Below are 14,743 nucleotides of genomic sequence, written 5' to 3'. Positions count from 1 at the left end.
CGGGTCAGGAGAGGACCGTCGAGGTGAGCTTCGAGAGCGGCTCGGCGAGTGCGTTCAGCAGGTCGGTCAGTTCCCGCTTGTCCGCGTGGGTCAGCTCGCCGTAGCCGATGAAGCCGTCGGCGAGCGAGCCGTGCGCAGCCAGCGCCTTCTCGAGGTCGGCGTATCCCTGCTCGATCTGGTCGGCCAGCGCCGCGCCCTCGGTGCCCTGCGCCGCGGCGAAGTCCTTCACGAGGGAGAACGCCATCTTCGACCCCTCGACGTTGGCGGCGAAGTCCCACAGGTCGGTGCCCGACCACCAGTCCTCCTCGCCCGTGATCTTGCCGGTGGCCACCTCGTCGAGGAGGCCGATCGCGCCGTTGGAGATGCCGGCCACGCCTTGGGCGTCCAGCGCCGACTGGAAGTCGGCCGAGTGCACGTAGTCATTGAGCTGGGCGACATCGGCGACGAGCTGGTCACCGAAGGAGGCGCGCTCCGCGGTCGTCGAGGGGGCCCAGTCCTTCCACGCGGAGGTCTCTCCGTCCGCGTTGAGCGCGTCTTTCGCCGGCACCCACAGATCCTTCTCGATCCGGTGGAAGCCGGTCCAGTCCAGGCCCTCCGCGACCGCGTCGACCTCGCGATAGTCGATGCGCGGGTCGAGGTCGCCGAGCGATTCGGCCACCGGCTCGATGCGCTCGTAGTAAGCGCGCACCTGCGGGAACAGGCTGCGAGCCTTCTGGTCGTCGCCCTTCTCGTATGCCGCGACGAGTTCGTCCACGGCGGGGACGAGCTGCTCGACCTGGTCTTTCACGAAGGCGGCGTACAAGTCGACCGCCTTCTGCTTCTGCTCCGCGTCGTCGCCGGTCGCGGCCACGGCGTCACCGGAGACCGAGAACGCCGTGCGGCCGACTCCCTCTCCGACCATCCCGGGCTTGCACAGGGTGAAGTAGTCGCCCGGCTGTGCGACGACCGTGAGGGTGCGCGAGGCGCCCGGCGCGATGTTCTCCACCTCGCCGACGATCCGCAGCCCGTCGGAGGCGAGCAGGTAGAACTCGGTCACCTGGGAGCTCTCGTTCGCGACCTCGAAGCTGACCGTTCCGCTGGTGGCGCTCGCCGCCGACACGTCGCAGGAGGAATCGGTCGAGGTGACGGTGAGGGAGTCGCTCGCGGCGACATCGGTCTTGGCGACACAGCCCGAGAGGGCGATCGAGGCGACGCCGACGGCGGCGAGGGCGCCGAACGTCTTCGCGGTGCGGGTGCGGATCATGATGCTCCTTGGGATGCGGTGGAGGTCTCGGTGACGGAAGGGGAGGAGGTGGTCTCGACCGACGCCGCGGAACGGCGGGGGCGACGGCGGAGACCGCGAACGAAGAACGTGCCGACGACGGCGAGGTAGAGCGTCCACGCGGCCACTTGCAGCCAGGTCATCTGCGGCATGAACCCGATGGTCGCCTGGAGCACGACGGCCAGGGCTCCGGTCGGGGGGATCTGCGCCCGCACGTCGAACGCCCAGCCGAAGGGGAAGCCCGGCAGGCCGACGCCGACGGCACCCGTTGCGGGGTCGATGGTCGCGGCCGCCGAGAAGGGGCCCGGGAGCACACCCGCCTCCTGGAGATCGTGGAAGGCGTAGGCGAGCACGCCCGCCGCGACGATGACGAGGACCGCTCCGGTCCAGGCGAAGAACAGCCGGAGATCGATGCGGATCATGCCGCGCGCCAGCAGCCATCCCAGCACGACCGCCGCCGCGATACCGAGGAGGGCTCCGGTGAGCACCTCGGGGGAATCGCCGAACGAGCGCACCATCGACCACAGCAGGAGTGTGGTCTCGATGCCCTCGCGGGCCACCGAGACGAACCCGATGAGCACGATGCCCCACAGTCCGCCGGTGGCGAGGGCCCGGTCGAGCTCACCTTCGAGGCTGGATTTGAGGGTGCGCGCCGTGCGCTGCATCCAGAAGATCATCCACGTCACCATGCCGACCGCCAGGAGCGACAGGAGGCCGCCGATCAGTTCCTGGGCCTCGAAGGTGAGCGCGTACGCGCCGAAGGTGAGGATTGCGCCGATCACGAGAGCGAGCGCGACGGCCAGAGCGATGCCGGCCCACAGGCGGGGAAGCACGTCCCGGCGGCCGATGCGGGTGAGGTAGGCGATCAGGATGCCGACGACGAGCGCGGCTTCGAGGCCTTCTCGCAGGCCGATGAGGAATGTGGCGAGCACGGGATCGATTCGGATGTCGGGGAAGCGAGGCCGGTGCCCGCTGCCCCGTCGCAGCCCTCGTCGAAGACTTAGGTAAGGCGAACCTCATCGGGGAGCGTACACCCCGTCCGCGTCGGATTCCAACACCGGGGCGCTCCGAAAGCAGGCCGAGCCGGGCCGGACGGGGTGTTGGCGGCGGTGGGGTGAGGTTGCGCCTGCTTTTGGCTCGCGCGCCGGGGGTGTGGGTGGCGACCGACGGCGGCGGGACGGGTTCGGCGGCGGCCCCGGCGGTGCCCGGCGGCTTCCCCGGCGGTGACGGCGGCGGTGGGGGTCAGCGCCCCGCGTGCCGGTCGAGGAAGGCGTAGACCTCGCCATCGTCGACGCCGGGAAAGGCGCCGCGGGGGAGCGGCGAGAACATCTGCATGTGTACGCGTGCGCTCGGCCACGCCTTCCCCTCCCAGCGCTGGGTGAGGTCGGCGTCGGGCCGACGGCAACAGGCCTCGTCGGGGCAGGTCGAGGTGGCGCGCTTCTGGGTCTCACGGCCGCGGAACCAGCGCGCGTCATCGAAGGGAACGCCCACCGTGATGGAGAACTCGCCGTCGGAGGTGCTGCCGGTCTGGCTGGAGCACCAGAACGTGCCGGCGGGGGTGTCGGTGTACTGGTACTGCTCGGTCGTGCGGTTCTGCTCCCCGAACGCCGACCGCGCAGCGAACTTCCGGCAGACGATCTGGCCTTCCACCGACCCGGTGACGTCCATGGGCAGGGGCAGCTCGTCGTTCTCGTACACGCGACTGATCGCCCCCGTGCCATCGACTCGCAAGAAGTGGAGGCGGATGCCGAAGTGCTCCGTGAGGAGGTTCGTCAGCCGCATCCCCGCCGCTTCGTGGGTGACCCCGAACGCGTCGCGGAAGTCCTCGACCGCGAGGTCGCGCTCCTTCTTGGCCTGGGTGAGGAAGGCCACGGAGGCCGTCTCCGGCATGAGGCAGCAGGCGGCGTAGTAGTTGATCTCCAGGCGCTGCTGGAGGAAGTCGGCGTAGTCGGTGGGAGGAGTGTGGCCGAGCAGGCGATGCGCCATGGCCTGCAGGGCCATCGAGCGCAGGCCATGACCGCCGGGGATCGAGGCGGGTGGCAGGTAGATGCGTCCGTTCTCGAGGTCGGTGACCGACCGGGCGGAGTGGGGCAGATCGCTCGCGTAGATGAGCTCGAACCCGAGCTGTTCGGCCATGATGCTCACGGTGCGGTGCGTGAGCGCCCCTGCGGTGTGCCCTGCGGCCCGCAACTGCTTCTCGGCGAGCTTTTCGATGTCGGGGAGGTAGTTGCCGCGGGCGCGCATGCGAAGGCGGAGCTCCGTGTTGGCGCGCCGTGCCTCCTCCGGAGTCGCGATCGCCTCGCGCTCCCGTCGGTGGAGCTCGCGGTGGAGGGCGAGCACCGACTCGAGCGTCTCATCGCTCATGGTGCGCGTCACCTTGAGCGGCGGGAGCCCCAGGCGGCGGAAGACCGGGCTGGCCTGCGCGCGATCGAGCTCCAGCTCCAGCGCGGCCCGCCGATTGGGTGGTTCGGTCGACAGCAGATCGGTGACCTCGGTGCCCGTGGCCGAGGCGATCGCCTGCAGGAGGGAGAGCTTCGGTTCCCGCTTTCCGTTCTCGATCAGGCTCAGCTGACTCCCGGCCACGCCCACGATCGCGCCGAGTTCGTCCAGCGTGTAGCCGCGGGAGACCCGCTGATGCCGGATGCGGTGGCCCAGGGTCGACAGCTCGATCGCGGTGGGGGACATTCCTTGAGCATAGCGAAAGAATCAGGATTCTTGCCGCGCACGGACCCGGAAAGCGGCGGCAAATGAGAGGGAAGGTGGAGGCACGGAACGAACCGGACGCTCATCGAAGGAGATCGACATGGCCCTCGCGGACATCTTCCCCCGCCCCGTCGCCGCGCCCAGCGCGCCCAGCGCACCCGCGACGCGTGCCTTCGGTGCCGCCCCGCGAATCGCCGGGGAGGGAATCGCCGGCGAGCGGATCGCCGGCGAGGGGCTGGCCGAGCTCGCCGCCTGGGTCGACGAGATCGCTCGCCTCACCCAGCCTGCGCGCATCCACTGGGTCGACGGCTCGCGTGCCGAGAACGACGCCCTCCTCCGCCAGCAGGTGGAGGAGGGGAAGCTCATCAAGCTCAATCCGGAGTGGCGCCCGGGCTCCTACCTCGCGCGGTCCCACCCGAGCGACGTCGCGCGCACCGAGGGGCGCACCTTCATCGCCTCCGAGCGTGAGGAGGACGCCGGCCCCACCAACAACTGGGTGGCACCCGACGAGATCCGCCGCACGATCACGCCGCTGTTCGAAGGCTCGATGCGCGGCCGCACGATGTACGTCGTCCCGTTCTCCATGGGGGCCGTCGGCGGACCGCTCTCCCACATCGGGGTCCAGGTGACCGACTCCGCGTACGCCGTCACCTCCATCGGCATCATGACGCGCGTCGGCACGCCGGTGCTGGAGCAGATCGCCGCGGGGAAGCCCTGGGTCAAGACGATTCACACGGTCGGCGCACCGCTCGCCCCGGGCGAGGCAGACGTCGCGTGGCCGTGCAACGACGAGAAGTACATCGTCCACTTCCCCGAGACCCTGGAGGTGTGGTCGTTCGGATCGGGATACGGCGGCAACGCCATCCTCGCCAAGAAGTGCTTCGCCCTGCGCATCGCCTCGGTCATCGGGCGGGAGGAGGGCTGGCTCGCCGAGCACATGCTGCTCATCCGGGTGATCAGTCCCGAGGGGCGCGCCTTCCACCTCGCGGCGGCCTTCCCGTCCGCGTGCGGCAAGACGAACCTGGCGATGCTGCGACCCACCATCCCCGGATGGCGGGTGGAGACGCTCGGCGACGACATCGCGTGGCTCCGCCCCGGCGAAGACGGGCGCCTGTGGGCGATCAACCCGGAGGCCGGGTTCTTCGGCGTCGCGCCCGGCACCGGCGAGTCGACGAACGTCACGGCCGTCGAGACGCTGTGGGGCAACACGATCTTCACCAACGTCGCCCTCCGCCCCGACGGCGACGTGTGGTGGGAGGGTCTGACCGACGAGGTCCCCGCGGAGCTGACCGACTGGGAGGGAAACCCCTGGACTCCCGCGTCGGGTCGTCCGGCCGCGCACCCCAACTCCCGCTTCACCGTGAGCGCGGGGCAGTGCCCGCAGATCGCGCCCGACTGGGACGCCGCAGAGGGCGTGCCCCTGGACGCGATCCTGTTCGGAGGGCGCCGCGCCACCAACGTCCCGCTCGTCCTGGAGGCCACCGACTGGGCCCACGGCGTATTCCTGGGAGCCAACATCTCCTCCGAGCGCACCGCGGCCGCCGAGGGGACGGTGGGGGAGCTGCGTCGCGATCCGTTCGCGATGCTGCCCTTCTGCGGGTACAACATGGCGGACTACTTCGGGCACTGGCTGTCGGTGGGGCAGTCGCTGCGCTTCGACCGCGCTCCCCGTATCTTCCAGGTCAACTGGTTCCGCAAAGGTGCCGACGGCCGCTTCCTGTGGCCCGGCTTCGGTGACAACTCGCGGGTCATCGAATGGATCGTCCGGCGCGTGGAGGGTGCGGTCGGCGCCGTGGAGAGCCCGATCGGCCGGCTGCCTCGCATCGAGGACCTGGACCTCGACGGCCTCGAGATCGCCCCGAGCGACCTCGATGCGCTCTTCGAGGTCGACCCGAGCCTGTGGCTCCAGGAGGCCGATCTCACCGAGGAGTTCTTCGCGGGCTTCGACGGCCGGATCCCGGCGGCGCTCTCGGCGGAGCTGGCAGCCCTCCGCTACCGCCTGACGCGCGCGGCGGCTACGGCGTGAAGGGCCTCAGTCGACGGCGAGGCGGCTGACCCGCACGGTCACGCGGGCCGCCTCGCCGAGGAGGGATCGCACCCGCGCGGCGACGCGGCGGGCGACCTCGTCGGCCCGGTCGCCGGCGACCCCGATGCTCACGACCGCCTCCCACGTATCGCCCCGGCGGGTGATGGCCGTGAACGTCTCGTCGCGGGCGACCGCCTGCCACAGGCGTGTGGGGAGAGGAGCCGCGTAGTACAGCTGCGCGACACCGTCGATCGCCTGCACCTCCGCGTCCACGAGAGCGGCCAGCTCAGCCGGAGTCGTCGTCATCGTCCCTCCTCCTGCACCCGCAACGAGTCGATCGTGACGTCGATCCGCCCGACGCTCCACACGGTGCTGCGGGCGATCGCCTCAGCCACCGATCGCCGTACCCGCTCCGCGACCCCCGGGAGGGGCGTGCCGTGCATCGCGCTGATCGACAGCGCCACGTCGATGACGGGCGCCAGCACGCTCACCTCCACCCGCTCGACCAGCACCCCGTCGACCGCATCGCCGGCATCGCGGACGAGACCGCGGATGGCGCCCTCGGTGACCACGAGCGTGACCTCACCGTCGTCCTGGATCGGCAGGTCGCGACCGGCGCGCGATTCCCGTGCGACCTCGCCGATGATGTGCTCCAGCCACGACTCCGACACCTCGACGGCGGCATCCTTCTCGACGAGCTCACGCGACAGGGCGCCCAGGCGGTCCATCGAATCGAGGATCGCCCGGCATTGGGGGTCGCCGTCGATCGCCGGGATGACGGGCTGGCGACCGCGGTCGTGATACTCGGCCAACTGCTCCAGGGTGTACCCGGACTCGCCGATCCCGCGCTCTGTCATCTCGTTCACCTCCACTCCTGCATTCTCTCGAAGACGGTGGCCCGCGCTCGGGCCAGGCGGCCACGCACCACGGTGGCCGAGACGCCGATCTCGCGGGCGATCTCGTCGTAGCTGTAGCCGCTGACCTCCCGAAGGAGCCACGCGGTCCGCTGGTCGGCCGGCAGCTCGTCCAGCACGGTGCGCAGCATATCGAGCTGCGACGAGGCGACGGCGGCTTCGTCCGGCCGCGGCGAGGTGGCTTCCGGCTCCACGTCGTCGAGCGAGGCGACCGGGGGTCGCGCGCGCAGGCGATCGGTGGCCTTGCGAGCGACGATCGTGGAGAACCACGCGCGCACCCGGTCGGGATCGCGCAGCTCGGGAAGGCGCCGCCACGCGACGATCAGCGACTCCTGCACGCAGTCGTCGGCATCGGCCCGGGAGCCGAGGAGGCGTGTGGCGAAGGCGATGAGGTAGCCGCTGTGCCGGCGCACCAGGACGGTGAACGCTCGCTCGTCGCCGTCGGCTGCGCGACGAGCGAGGATCCCGTCCTCGACCGCGTCGAGCCGGTCCGTTCCCCCGCGTCGGTCCACGCCGCTCCTGTTCTGCGCCGCCCCCGCCCGCGGCTCCCCTCGACGATCTCACATCCGGACGCCGCCCGTCGCGGGGGAGCCGGTGCGCACTCAGCGAACTGCCAGCAAGACGACCGTGACGAATCCGCGGCGGCACCCGTCATACCCGTGAGAGCCCCGATGCGGGGCATGACGAAAGGACATCATCATGGCAGGCACCACCCCCTCCACCGCGACCACCTCCGTCACCGAGACCGTCACCGGCGGAGGCAAGACCGTCATCGTCGATCCCGTGATCGCGAAGATCGCCGGCATCGCCGCGTCCTCGGTTCCCGGAGTCCACGCCCTCGGCGGTGGCGCCGCACGCGTCATCGGCAGCATCCGCGAGGCCGTCGGTGCGAAGGATCTGGGACAGGGCGTCCACGTCGAGGTCGGGGAGACGCAGGTCGCCGCCGACATCACGATCGTCGCCGAGTACCCCGAGCAGCTCCAGCGCGTCGCCTCCGACGTCCGCGCCGCCGTCGCCGACGCGATCACGCAGCTGGCCGGCATGGAAGTCGCCGAGATCAACGTCACCGTCGTCGACGTCCACATCCCGGGCGACGACGACGCGGTCGAGGAGCGCGTCCAGTGACCCCGGTCGCGTGGGGCGCCCTGGCGGGGGTGGCGCTGGCCTTCGCGGCGCTCGCCTTCGGGTTCTGGGGCATGCTCCTGGTGGCGGTGCTCGGACTTGTCGGCGCCCTCGTCGGCGGGGTCCTGTCGGGCACGCTCGATCTCCGGGCCGCCGTCGACGCCGCTCGCGGGCGGCGCGTGGGATGACCATGGACGCCACAGAGATCGCGGGACGCGTCACCATCACGGCGCGTGCCTACGAGCGCATCGCCGCGGCCGTCGCCGCCGACGCGCTCGGGGTGCCGCCGCGAGATCCGAAGGCGACCGTCCGCGACGAGCAGGGGCGCCTTCGCGCCGACGTGTCCTCGGGCATCGATCCGCGGCGAGCCGACCCCGCCGGCCGAGGTGTCGTCGCCGCGGCCGTACGGGCCCGACGCCTCGTCGCCGAGCGACTGAACGCCCTCACCGGCGCCGATGTCGCCCGCGTCCGCATCCATCTGACCCATGTCGTCGACACCGAGAGGAGAGCATCATGAGCACGACGCCGGAACGTCGAATGGCCCGCCGGATGGCGCACCGCAGTCGCAGCGTCTGGGTCTCCCTCACTCTCGCCCCCGTCGTTGTCGTGGCGGTTCTCGTGATCGTCGAAGCCGTGCGTGCCGGGCTCGGTGCGCCCGCGCTGTGGGTGTCGCTCCCGGAGCTCTGGGCGCAGATCACCGGCGGGGGGACCGTGGGCCTTGTCGTGGCGATCGTCGCCGCGGTCGCTGGGGTCCTCTGTCTGTGGGGCGCCCTGGCTCCGGGGCGCACCGGCCGCCGCGTCATCACGTCCGAGCGCGCTCCCCTCGTCGTGGACGATGCGATCGTCGCCGGCACGCTCTCTCGCGGTGCCGCGCGGCGGGCGTCGGTCGGTGCCTCCCACGTCGCCACCCGCGTCTCGCGTCGCCATGCCGAGGTGAGGATCACGCCCGCCACCGGCTTTCCCGTTGCGGCGACGGAGATCGCCCGCGCCGAGAACGACGCGCTCGCCCCCGTGAGGCTGACGCCGCCGGTGGCGGTGCGAGTGCGGGTCGAAGAGGGAGGACGGCTGTCATGAGCGATGCCAATCGGACGATGAACCGCCTCGTGCTGGGGCTCGTCGGCGTGGTGCTGTTCGCGCTCGCCGCGCTGGCCGGCTGGCCCGCTGTCACCGGACAGCCGCTGCCCGGGCTCTCCCTGCTCGCCGAGGGCCTGGACCGGCTCGGCCTCACCGGCGCACGGGGGATCTGGATCGGCGTCGCCGTCCTGACCGTGCTCTCCCTTCTCGCCGTGATCTGGATCCTCACGCGGATCCGCCGCCATGAGCCGGTGATCATCGACGATGAGGACGTGATCGTCGACGGCACGATCGTGCGGGACCTCCTGCAGGGGGAGCTGGCCGCCGCTCCCGAGGTGGCCGCCGTGTCGGCGACCGTCCACCGGCGCGGTCGCCGAGGCGCGACTCGCGTCCTGCACGTCCGCGTGCAGGTGCGGCCTCGCGCCGACCTCCCCTCGACGCTCGAACGGCTGACCGCGGCCGTGGCGGCTCTCGACGCGACGCTCGGCACGCGCGTACCCCTCGTCCTCCACCTCACCACGGGTGTGCGGAGTGCGCTGGCCCGCGCACGCCGCGTGACCTGACCCACCGACTTCCCCGCCCTGGGGCGGGGAACCACCGAAACCGACAACGACAAGGAAAGGAGCTCATCATGGGCTTTGCTGACGACATCAAGAACACCGCCGAGAACCTCGCCGGAAAGGCGAAGGAGGCGGTGGGGAACCTCACCGACAACGACAAGCTCGTCGCCGAGGGCAAGGCGGATCAGGTCAAGGCTCACGCCAAGGACGCGGCCGCCGACGTCAAGGACGCCGCGAAGGACGCCAAGGACGCGCTCGGCGGCAAGTGATCGCCACGCACGCTGCGCCCTCGGTGCCGCGAGAAGGGGTCCGTCCTGCGGGACGGGCCCCTTCGTCGTCTCCGCCGGTGGCGTGCACCCCCCGCTGGGACCTCGCGTCAGACGAGGAGCTGGTGAGCGGCGAGCTCGCGGTAGAGCGGAACGGTGCGCACCAGCTCCTCGTGCGTCCCCTGTCCGATCACCTCGCCGCCGTCGAGGACGACGATCAGGTCGCTGTCGACGACCGTCGACAGCCGGTGAGCGATCACGATGAGCGTGCGTCCTTCCGACACCGCGTCGATCGCCTCCCGCATGCGCTGCTCGTTGCGGCCGTCGAGCGACGAGGTCGATTCGTCGAGCAGAAGGATGGGAGGCGCGGCCAGGAGCGCCCGGGCGATCGCGAGGCGCTGGCGTTCGCCGCCGGAGAGCATGACGCCTGCCTCACCGACCGGCGAGTCGAGGCCCAGGGGGTGACGGTCGAGCACGTGGTCGAGGTTGACGGCGCGGAGCACCCGCTCGCATTCCTCGTCGGTCGCCCGGGGAGAGGCCAGTCGCAGGTTCTCGGCGAGGGTTCCCGCCAGGGTCGGTGCGTCCTGCTCGACGTAGCCCAACTGTGCGCGCAGGCGGTCGCGGTCGATCGTGCGCACGTCGACGCCGTCGAGGAGGATCTGGCCGGAGGTCGGATCGTAGAAGCGCTCGATGAGGGCGAGGGTCGTCGACTTCCCCGCCCCCGACGGCCCCACCAGGGCCACCCTGGCGCCGCGGGGAACGGCGAAGGACACGCCCCGCAGCACCTCCGTGGACTCCGAGGGGATCGCCTCGGCGGAGGCCGGCGCCTGCACCGACGTGCCCATGCCGGCGTCGGTGAGGGTGCGGTGCGCGTCGACCTCCGCGCGCCGGCGGGCGGCCACGACGGCCTCGGGGTAGCGGAAGTGCACGTCGCGGAACTCGATCGCCGCGGCCGGTGAGGCGGCATCGCTCTCGGTGGCGGTAGCGACGGCGAGGCGCTCGTCGCCCTCGCACTCGGTCGGCAGGTCGAGCACCTCCTGGATGCGGCCCAGCGCACCCAGCGCCTGGTTCACCGACGTGATGGCGCCCAAGAACGATCCGAGCGGTCCGATGAGCAGGAACAGGAACATCACGAAGGCGACGAGCTGCGCGATCGTGATCGCGCCCGCCGCCACCCGGAAGCCCCCGAATCCGAGCACGACGAGCAGCGACGCCTGGAGGGCGACGCCGGCGATCGGCACGACGAGGGCCGAGACCTTCGCGATCCGCACGCCGACGTCGTACACATCGCTGGCCTGCGCGCTGACGGCGGCCGTCTCCCGCTCGGTCGCACCGGCGGCGCGGATGGTGCGGATGGCCCCGACGGCACGCTCCACCCCCGAGGCGAGCACTCCCACCTTCTCCTGCTGCAGGCGCGTGGCGACACGGATGCGTCCGCTCAGGAGCACGACGCCGGTGATGGCGACGGCGAGCACCACGGCGATGGCGCCGAGCAGCACGGGGTCGATGACGGCCATCGCGACGATCGCGCCCGCGAAGATCAGCGAGTTGCCGACCGCGTCGGCCAGTCCTTGGGTCAGCACCGCGTACAGCAGCGTGGTGTCGGTGCCCACGCGTGAGACGAGGTCGCCCGTGCGCCGAGCGTCGAACTCACTGATCGGCAGGTGCAGGATGCGGGAGATGAGGCGGCGCCGGCTCGAGTACACCACGGCGGTACCCGTCCGCTGCAACAGGTAGTGCTGATACCCCGACACGAGCGAGGCCACCACGACGAGCCCGACGATCGCCCAGACCAGGGCGCCCAGGGGCTGATTCGCCTGGACCAGGTCGATCACCCGGCCGACCAGCACCGGTTGCGCGAGCGTCAGGGCCGCCCCGATCACGCTGAGGATCGCGACCGCGACGAGAACACCGCGATGCTCCAGGAGGAAGGGGAGGAGTTGGCGGAGGCTGGCGCGCGGTCCGTCGTCCGTGGAAGCGCGGCGCAGGCCGCGGCGTGGGGTGGACATGGGGAGCTCCTCGGGTGGAGAGGTGGATCATCCGGCGACGCTGCCTTCTCCTATCTTCCCCCGTCCGACGTCTGCGCGGCCGCCGCGGGACGCCGAGGTGGTCGGCGCCGCCTCCCGCCGTGGTCGGCCGTGTCGGAACCGCCGGATAGTGTGGTCCGGTGCCTGACGCCGTGATCTCCGCCCAGAATCTCCGCAAGACCTACAGGGTCAAGGGCAAGCCCGACTTCGTCGCCGTCGATGGGCTCAGCTTCGAGGTGGCACCGGGCGAGTCCTTCGGGCTCCTCGGTCCCAACGGTGCGGGCAAGTCCACGACGATGAAGATGATCGGAGCGGTCTCTACCCGCACCGCCGGCTCGCTCGAGATCCTCGGTCTCGACCCCGATCGCTACGGTCCCGAGATCCGTTCCCGGCTGGGCGTCGTGCCCCAGCAGGACAACCTCGACGGCGAGCTGAATGCGCGCGAGAACCTCTACATCTACGGCCGCTATTTCGGGCTCCCGGGAAAGGTGTGCCACGAGAAGGCCGACGAGCTGCTGGCGTTCGCCCAGCTCGAGGACAAGGCCAAGAACAAGGTCGACCAGCTCTCCGGGGGCATGAAGCGACGCCTCACGATCGCGCGCGGCCTCATCAACGACCCGCGCATCCTGCTCCTCGACGAGCCCACCACCGGCCTCGACCCCCAGGCGCGGCATGTGCTGTGGGACCGCCTCTTCCGCCTCAAGGAGCGCGGCACGACGCTCGTCCTCACCACGCACTACATGGACGAAGCGGAGCAGCTGTGCGACCGGCTCATCGTCGTCGACAAGGGGCGCATCATGGCCGAGGGCACACCGGCCTCGCTCATCCGCGAGCACTCCAGTCGCGAGGTGCTGGAGGTTCGTTTCGGCTCCGAGCGCAATGCGCAGGCCGCCGCACAGCTCCAGGGCATCGGTGATCGTGTCGAAGTGCTCCCCGACCGGGTGCTCATCTACGCGCACGACGGCGAGGCGGCGTTGGAGCGAGTCGCTGCCGAGGGGCTGCAGCCGATCACGAGCCTGGTCCGCCGCTCCAGCCTGGAGGACGTCTTCCTCCGCCTCACCGGAAGGTCGCTGATCGAATGACGACCTCCCTTCACCCGAGTCTCGACGAACTGCGCGCGGAGGCGATCGCGTGGGGGCGGAGGCCCCGCCGCCGCGGCAGCTGGTACGTCACCGAGCACATGGTGCGCGCGATGCGCGCGTACGGATGGACGATCATCGTCGGCGCGCTCGGCCAGCCGATCCTCTACCTGCTGGGGCTCGCCGCGGGGCTCGCGGCGCTCATCCAGGTGCCCGTCGTCGACCGCGGCGTCGCGGTGGATTACCTGGTGTTCGTGGCCCCCGCACTCCTGGTGACCGCGGCGATCTCGGTGGCCTCGGAAGAGATGACCTATCCCGTGATGGCCGGCTTCAAGTGGCGTCGTTACTTCTACGGATTCAACGCCTCACCGCTGGCGAGCCCGCAGATCGCGAACGGCGTCATCCTCGGTGCCGGCGCGCGGATGACCGTGGCCGTCGGGGCGTACTACCTCTTCATCTGGCTGCTCGGCGTTGTCGGGCTCGAGACGGTCCCCCATCCCGAGACGGGATGGCTGGCGATACCCATCGGCGTCGTGGCAGGACTCGCGTTCGGCATTCCGCTGATGGCATACGCCGCGTCCATCGAAGACGACAAGGGGCAATTCGCTCTCGTCCAGCGCTTCATCTTCATGCCGATGTTCCTGTTCTCGGGAACGTTCTACCCCCTCGATTCACTGCCGGTGTGGCTGCAGTGGATCGGCTGGATCTCCCCGCTCTGGCACGGTGCCGAGCTCGGCCGTGTCGCGACCTATCACGCGGCGGTTCCTCCCGAGATGATCGCGGTCCACGTCGTCTACCTGGTCGTGCTGTCACTGGCCGGATACCTGTGGGGACGCCGCCTGTTCACCGAGAGGCTCGCGAAATGACCACCGTCGCGTCCGTCGACACCTCCACCCGCCGCGGCGGGGTCCGCGCGCTGTGGGCGGGCAACCCGGGCGCCGTCGTGCAGCGCGGGCTGATCGCCGCGCGCTCGTCGAGCTGGGCGGTCGTGCTGTCGGGGTTCTTCGAGCCCGTGTTCTACCTCGCGTCGATGGGCATCGGCCTCGGCAAGCTCATCGGCGATGTGCAGACCTCGCAGGGCGTCGACGTGAGCTACGCGGCGTTCATCGCTCCGGCGCTCCTGGCTGTCTCGGCCATGAACGGTGCGATCTACGACTCCACCTGGAACGTCTTCTTCAAGCTCAACTACGGCAAGCTCTACGAGGGGATGCTCTCGACCTCGCTCGGTCCGCTCGATGTGGCGCTCGGCGAGATCCTCTACGCACTACTGCGCGGGCTCCTGTACGCCACCGGGTTCATGATCATCATGCAGGTGCTGGGGCTCAATCTCGCGTGGACGGCGGTGCTCGCGATCCCCGCGGTGCTCCTCATCGCGTTCGGGTTCGCGAGTCTCGGCATGGCGGTCACGAGCTACATGAAGACCTTCCAGCACATGGACTGGATCAACTTCGTGCTGTTGCCGATGTTCCTCTTCTCGGCGACGTTCTACCCCATCACCGTCTACCCGGGCTGGGTGCAGCAGATCGTCATGGCGCTGCCGCTGTGGCATGGGGTGGAACTCATCCGGGGCCTGACGACGGGAGTGCTCCACGTCGGCATGCTCTGGCACGTGCTGTACTACGTCGTGATGATCGCGGTGGGGCTCGTTTTCACCACCAAGCGGCTGCGCGCGCTGTTCCTCGACTGAGCGGGTCCGTGCGGCCGTGCCGAC

General features: G+C 70.5%; 17 protein-coding genes. 10 read left to right on the top strand and 7 right to left on the bottom strand.

Annotated elements, in window-relative coordinates; all coding sequences use genetic code 11:
* Positions 1-4: 4 nt before the first annotated feature.
* The 3 genes from efeO to AVP41_RS09555 form a co-directional block, all read right to left on the bottom strand.
* Positions 5-1,243 (bottom strand): iron uptake system protein EfeO, encoded by a 1,239-nt coding sequence (gene efeO, locus AVP41_RS09565; RefSeq protein WP_067163731.1) that lies wholly within the window; start codon positions 1,241-1,243, stop codon positions 5-7.
* Positions 1,240-2,193 (bottom strand): iron uptake transporter permease EfeU, encoded by a 954-nt coding sequence (efeU, locus tag AVP41_RS09560; RefSeq protein ID WP_067163729.1) that lies wholly within the window; start codon positions 2,191-2,193, stop codon positions 1,240-1,242. The genes efeO and efeU overlap by 4 nt, the downstream gene beginning before the upstream one ends.
* A gap of 310 nt (positions 2,194-2,503) precedes the next feature.
* Positions 2,504-3,946, bottom strand: coding sequence for an XRE family transcriptional regulator (locus tag AVP41_RS09555; RefSeq protein WP_067163726.1), 1,443 nt, complete (start codon positions 3,944-3,946; stop codon positions 2,504-2,506).
* Between the two features lie 118 nt (positions 3,947-4,064).
* On the opposite strand from AVP41_RS09555, the gene AVP41_RS09550 reads away from it, so the two are divergent.
* Positions 4,065-5,990: a phosphoenolpyruvate carboxykinase (GTP) gene (locus AVP41_RS09550; RefSeq protein ID WP_082829145.1), complete on the top strand. Its 1,926-nt coding sequence runs from the start codon at positions 4,065-4,067 to the stop codon at positions 5,988-5,990.
* Positions 5,991-5,996: 6 nt separating this feature from the next.
* Here AVP41_RS09550 and AVP41_RS09545 read toward each other — a convergent pair whose 3' ends face one another.
* From AVP41_RS09545 to AVP41_RS09535, 3 genes are read right to left on the bottom strand one after another with little or no spacing between them, the layout of a single operon-like run.
* Positions 5,997-6,296 carry a hypothetical protein gene (locus AVP41_RS09545; protein WP_067163724.1) on the bottom strand — a complete coding sequence of 100 codons (300 nt, stop codon included), beginning with the start codon at positions 6,294-6,296 and terminating at the stop codon, positions 5,997-5,999.
* The gene (locus AVP41_RS09540; protein ID WP_067163722.1) at positions 6,293-6,856 is read right to left on the bottom strand and encodes a hypothetical protein; all 564 of its coding nucleotides are present in this window, start codon (positions 6,854-6,856) and stop codon (positions 6,293-6,295) included. The genes AVP41_RS09545 and AVP41_RS09540 overlap by 4 nt, the downstream gene beginning before the upstream one ends.
* Positions 6,853-7,416, bottom strand: a complete 564-nt coding sequence (locus tag AVP41_RS09535) for an RNA polymerase sigma factor (protein WP_067163720.1) — start codon at positions 7,414-7,416, stop codon at positions 6,853-6,855. The genes AVP41_RS09540 and AVP41_RS09535 overlap by 4 nt, the downstream gene beginning before the upstream one ends.
* Before the next feature lie 187 nt (positions 7,417-7,603).
* Here AVP41_RS09535 and AVP41_RS09530 point away from each other — a divergent pair, with 187 nt between their 5' ends.
* From AVP41_RS09530 to AVP41_RS09505, 6 genes are all read left to right on the top strand, one after another.
* Positions 7,604-8,029, top strand: a complete 426-nt coding sequence (locus AVP41_RS09530) for an Asp23/Gls24 family envelope stress response protein (RefSeq protein ID WP_067163718.1) — start codon at positions 7,604-7,606, stop codon at positions 8,027-8,029.
* Complete coding sequence (locus AVP41_RS09525) at positions 8,026-8,214, top strand: DUF2273 domain-containing protein (RefSeq protein WP_067163716.1); 189 nt, start codon at positions 8,026-8,028, stop codon at positions 8,212-8,214. The genes AVP41_RS09530 and AVP41_RS09525 overlap by 4 nt, the downstream gene beginning before the upstream one ends.
* Before the next feature lie 2 nt (positions 8,215-8,216).
* Positions 8,217-8,543, top strand: coding sequence for a hypothetical protein (locus AVP41_RS09520; protein ID WP_067163714.1), 327 nt, complete (start codon positions 8,217-8,219; stop codon positions 8,541-8,543).
* Entirely contained in the window at positions 8,540-9,100 is a 561-nt protein-coding gene (locus AVP41_RS09515; protein WP_067163711.1) for a hypothetical protein, read from the top strand. Before AVP41_RS09520 ends, AVP41_RS09515 begins: the two co-directional genes overlap by 4 nt.
* Complete coding sequence (locus AVP41_RS09510; RefSeq protein WP_067163710.1) at positions 9,097-9,663, top strand: hypothetical protein; 567 nt, start codon at positions 9,097-9,099, stop codon at positions 9,661-9,663. Before AVP41_RS09515 ends, AVP41_RS09510 begins: the two co-directional genes overlap by 4 nt.
* Positions 9,664-9,731: 68 nt before the next feature.
* Positions 9,732-9,929, top strand: a complete 198-nt coding sequence (locus AVP41_RS09505; RefSeq protein WP_067163708.1) for a CsbD family protein — start codon at positions 9,732-9,734, stop codon at positions 9,927-9,929.
* 107 nt (positions 9,930-10,036) lie between these two features.
* Here AVP41_RS09505 and AVP41_RS09500 read toward each other — a convergent pair whose 3' ends face one another.
* Complete coding sequence (locus AVP41_RS09500; RefSeq protein ID WP_067163704.1) at positions 10,037-11,935, bottom strand: ABC transporter ATP-binding protein; 1,899 nt, start codon at positions 11,933-11,935, stop codon at positions 10,037-10,039.
* Between the two features lie 158 nt (positions 11,936-12,093).
* On the opposite strand from AVP41_RS09500, the gene AVP41_RS09495 reads away from it, so the two are divergent.
* From AVP41_RS09495 to AVP41_RS09485, 3 genes are read left to right on the top strand one after another with little or no spacing between them, the layout of a single operon-like run.
* A complete protein-coding gene (locus AVP41_RS09495) occupies positions 12,094-13,035 on the top strand; it encodes an ABC transporter ATP-binding protein (protein ID WP_067163702.1) in 942 nt (313 codons plus the stop codon).
* Complete coding sequence (locus tag AVP41_RS09490) at positions 13,032-13,898, top strand: ABC transporter permease (RefSeq protein WP_067163700.1); 867 nt, start codon at positions 13,032-13,034, stop codon at positions 13,896-13,898. The genes AVP41_RS09495 and AVP41_RS09490 overlap by 4 nt, the downstream gene beginning before the upstream one ends.
* Entirely contained in the window at positions 13,895-14,719 is an 825-nt protein-coding gene (locus tag AVP41_RS09485) for an ABC transporter permease (protein WP_067163698.1), read from the top strand. Before AVP41_RS09490 ends, AVP41_RS09485 begins: the two co-directional genes overlap by 4 nt.
* The last annotated feature ends 24 nt before the right edge of the window (positions 14,720-14,743 follow it).

Source organism: Microbacterium sp. TNHR37B, assembly GCF_001620065.1.
Classification (GTDB): domain Bacteria; phylum Actinomycetota; class Actinomycetes; order Actinomycetales; family Microbacteriaceae; genus Microbacterium.
Note: the sequence above shows the minus strand (reverse complement) of the source record. Positions and strands in the feature narration are given on the sequence as shown.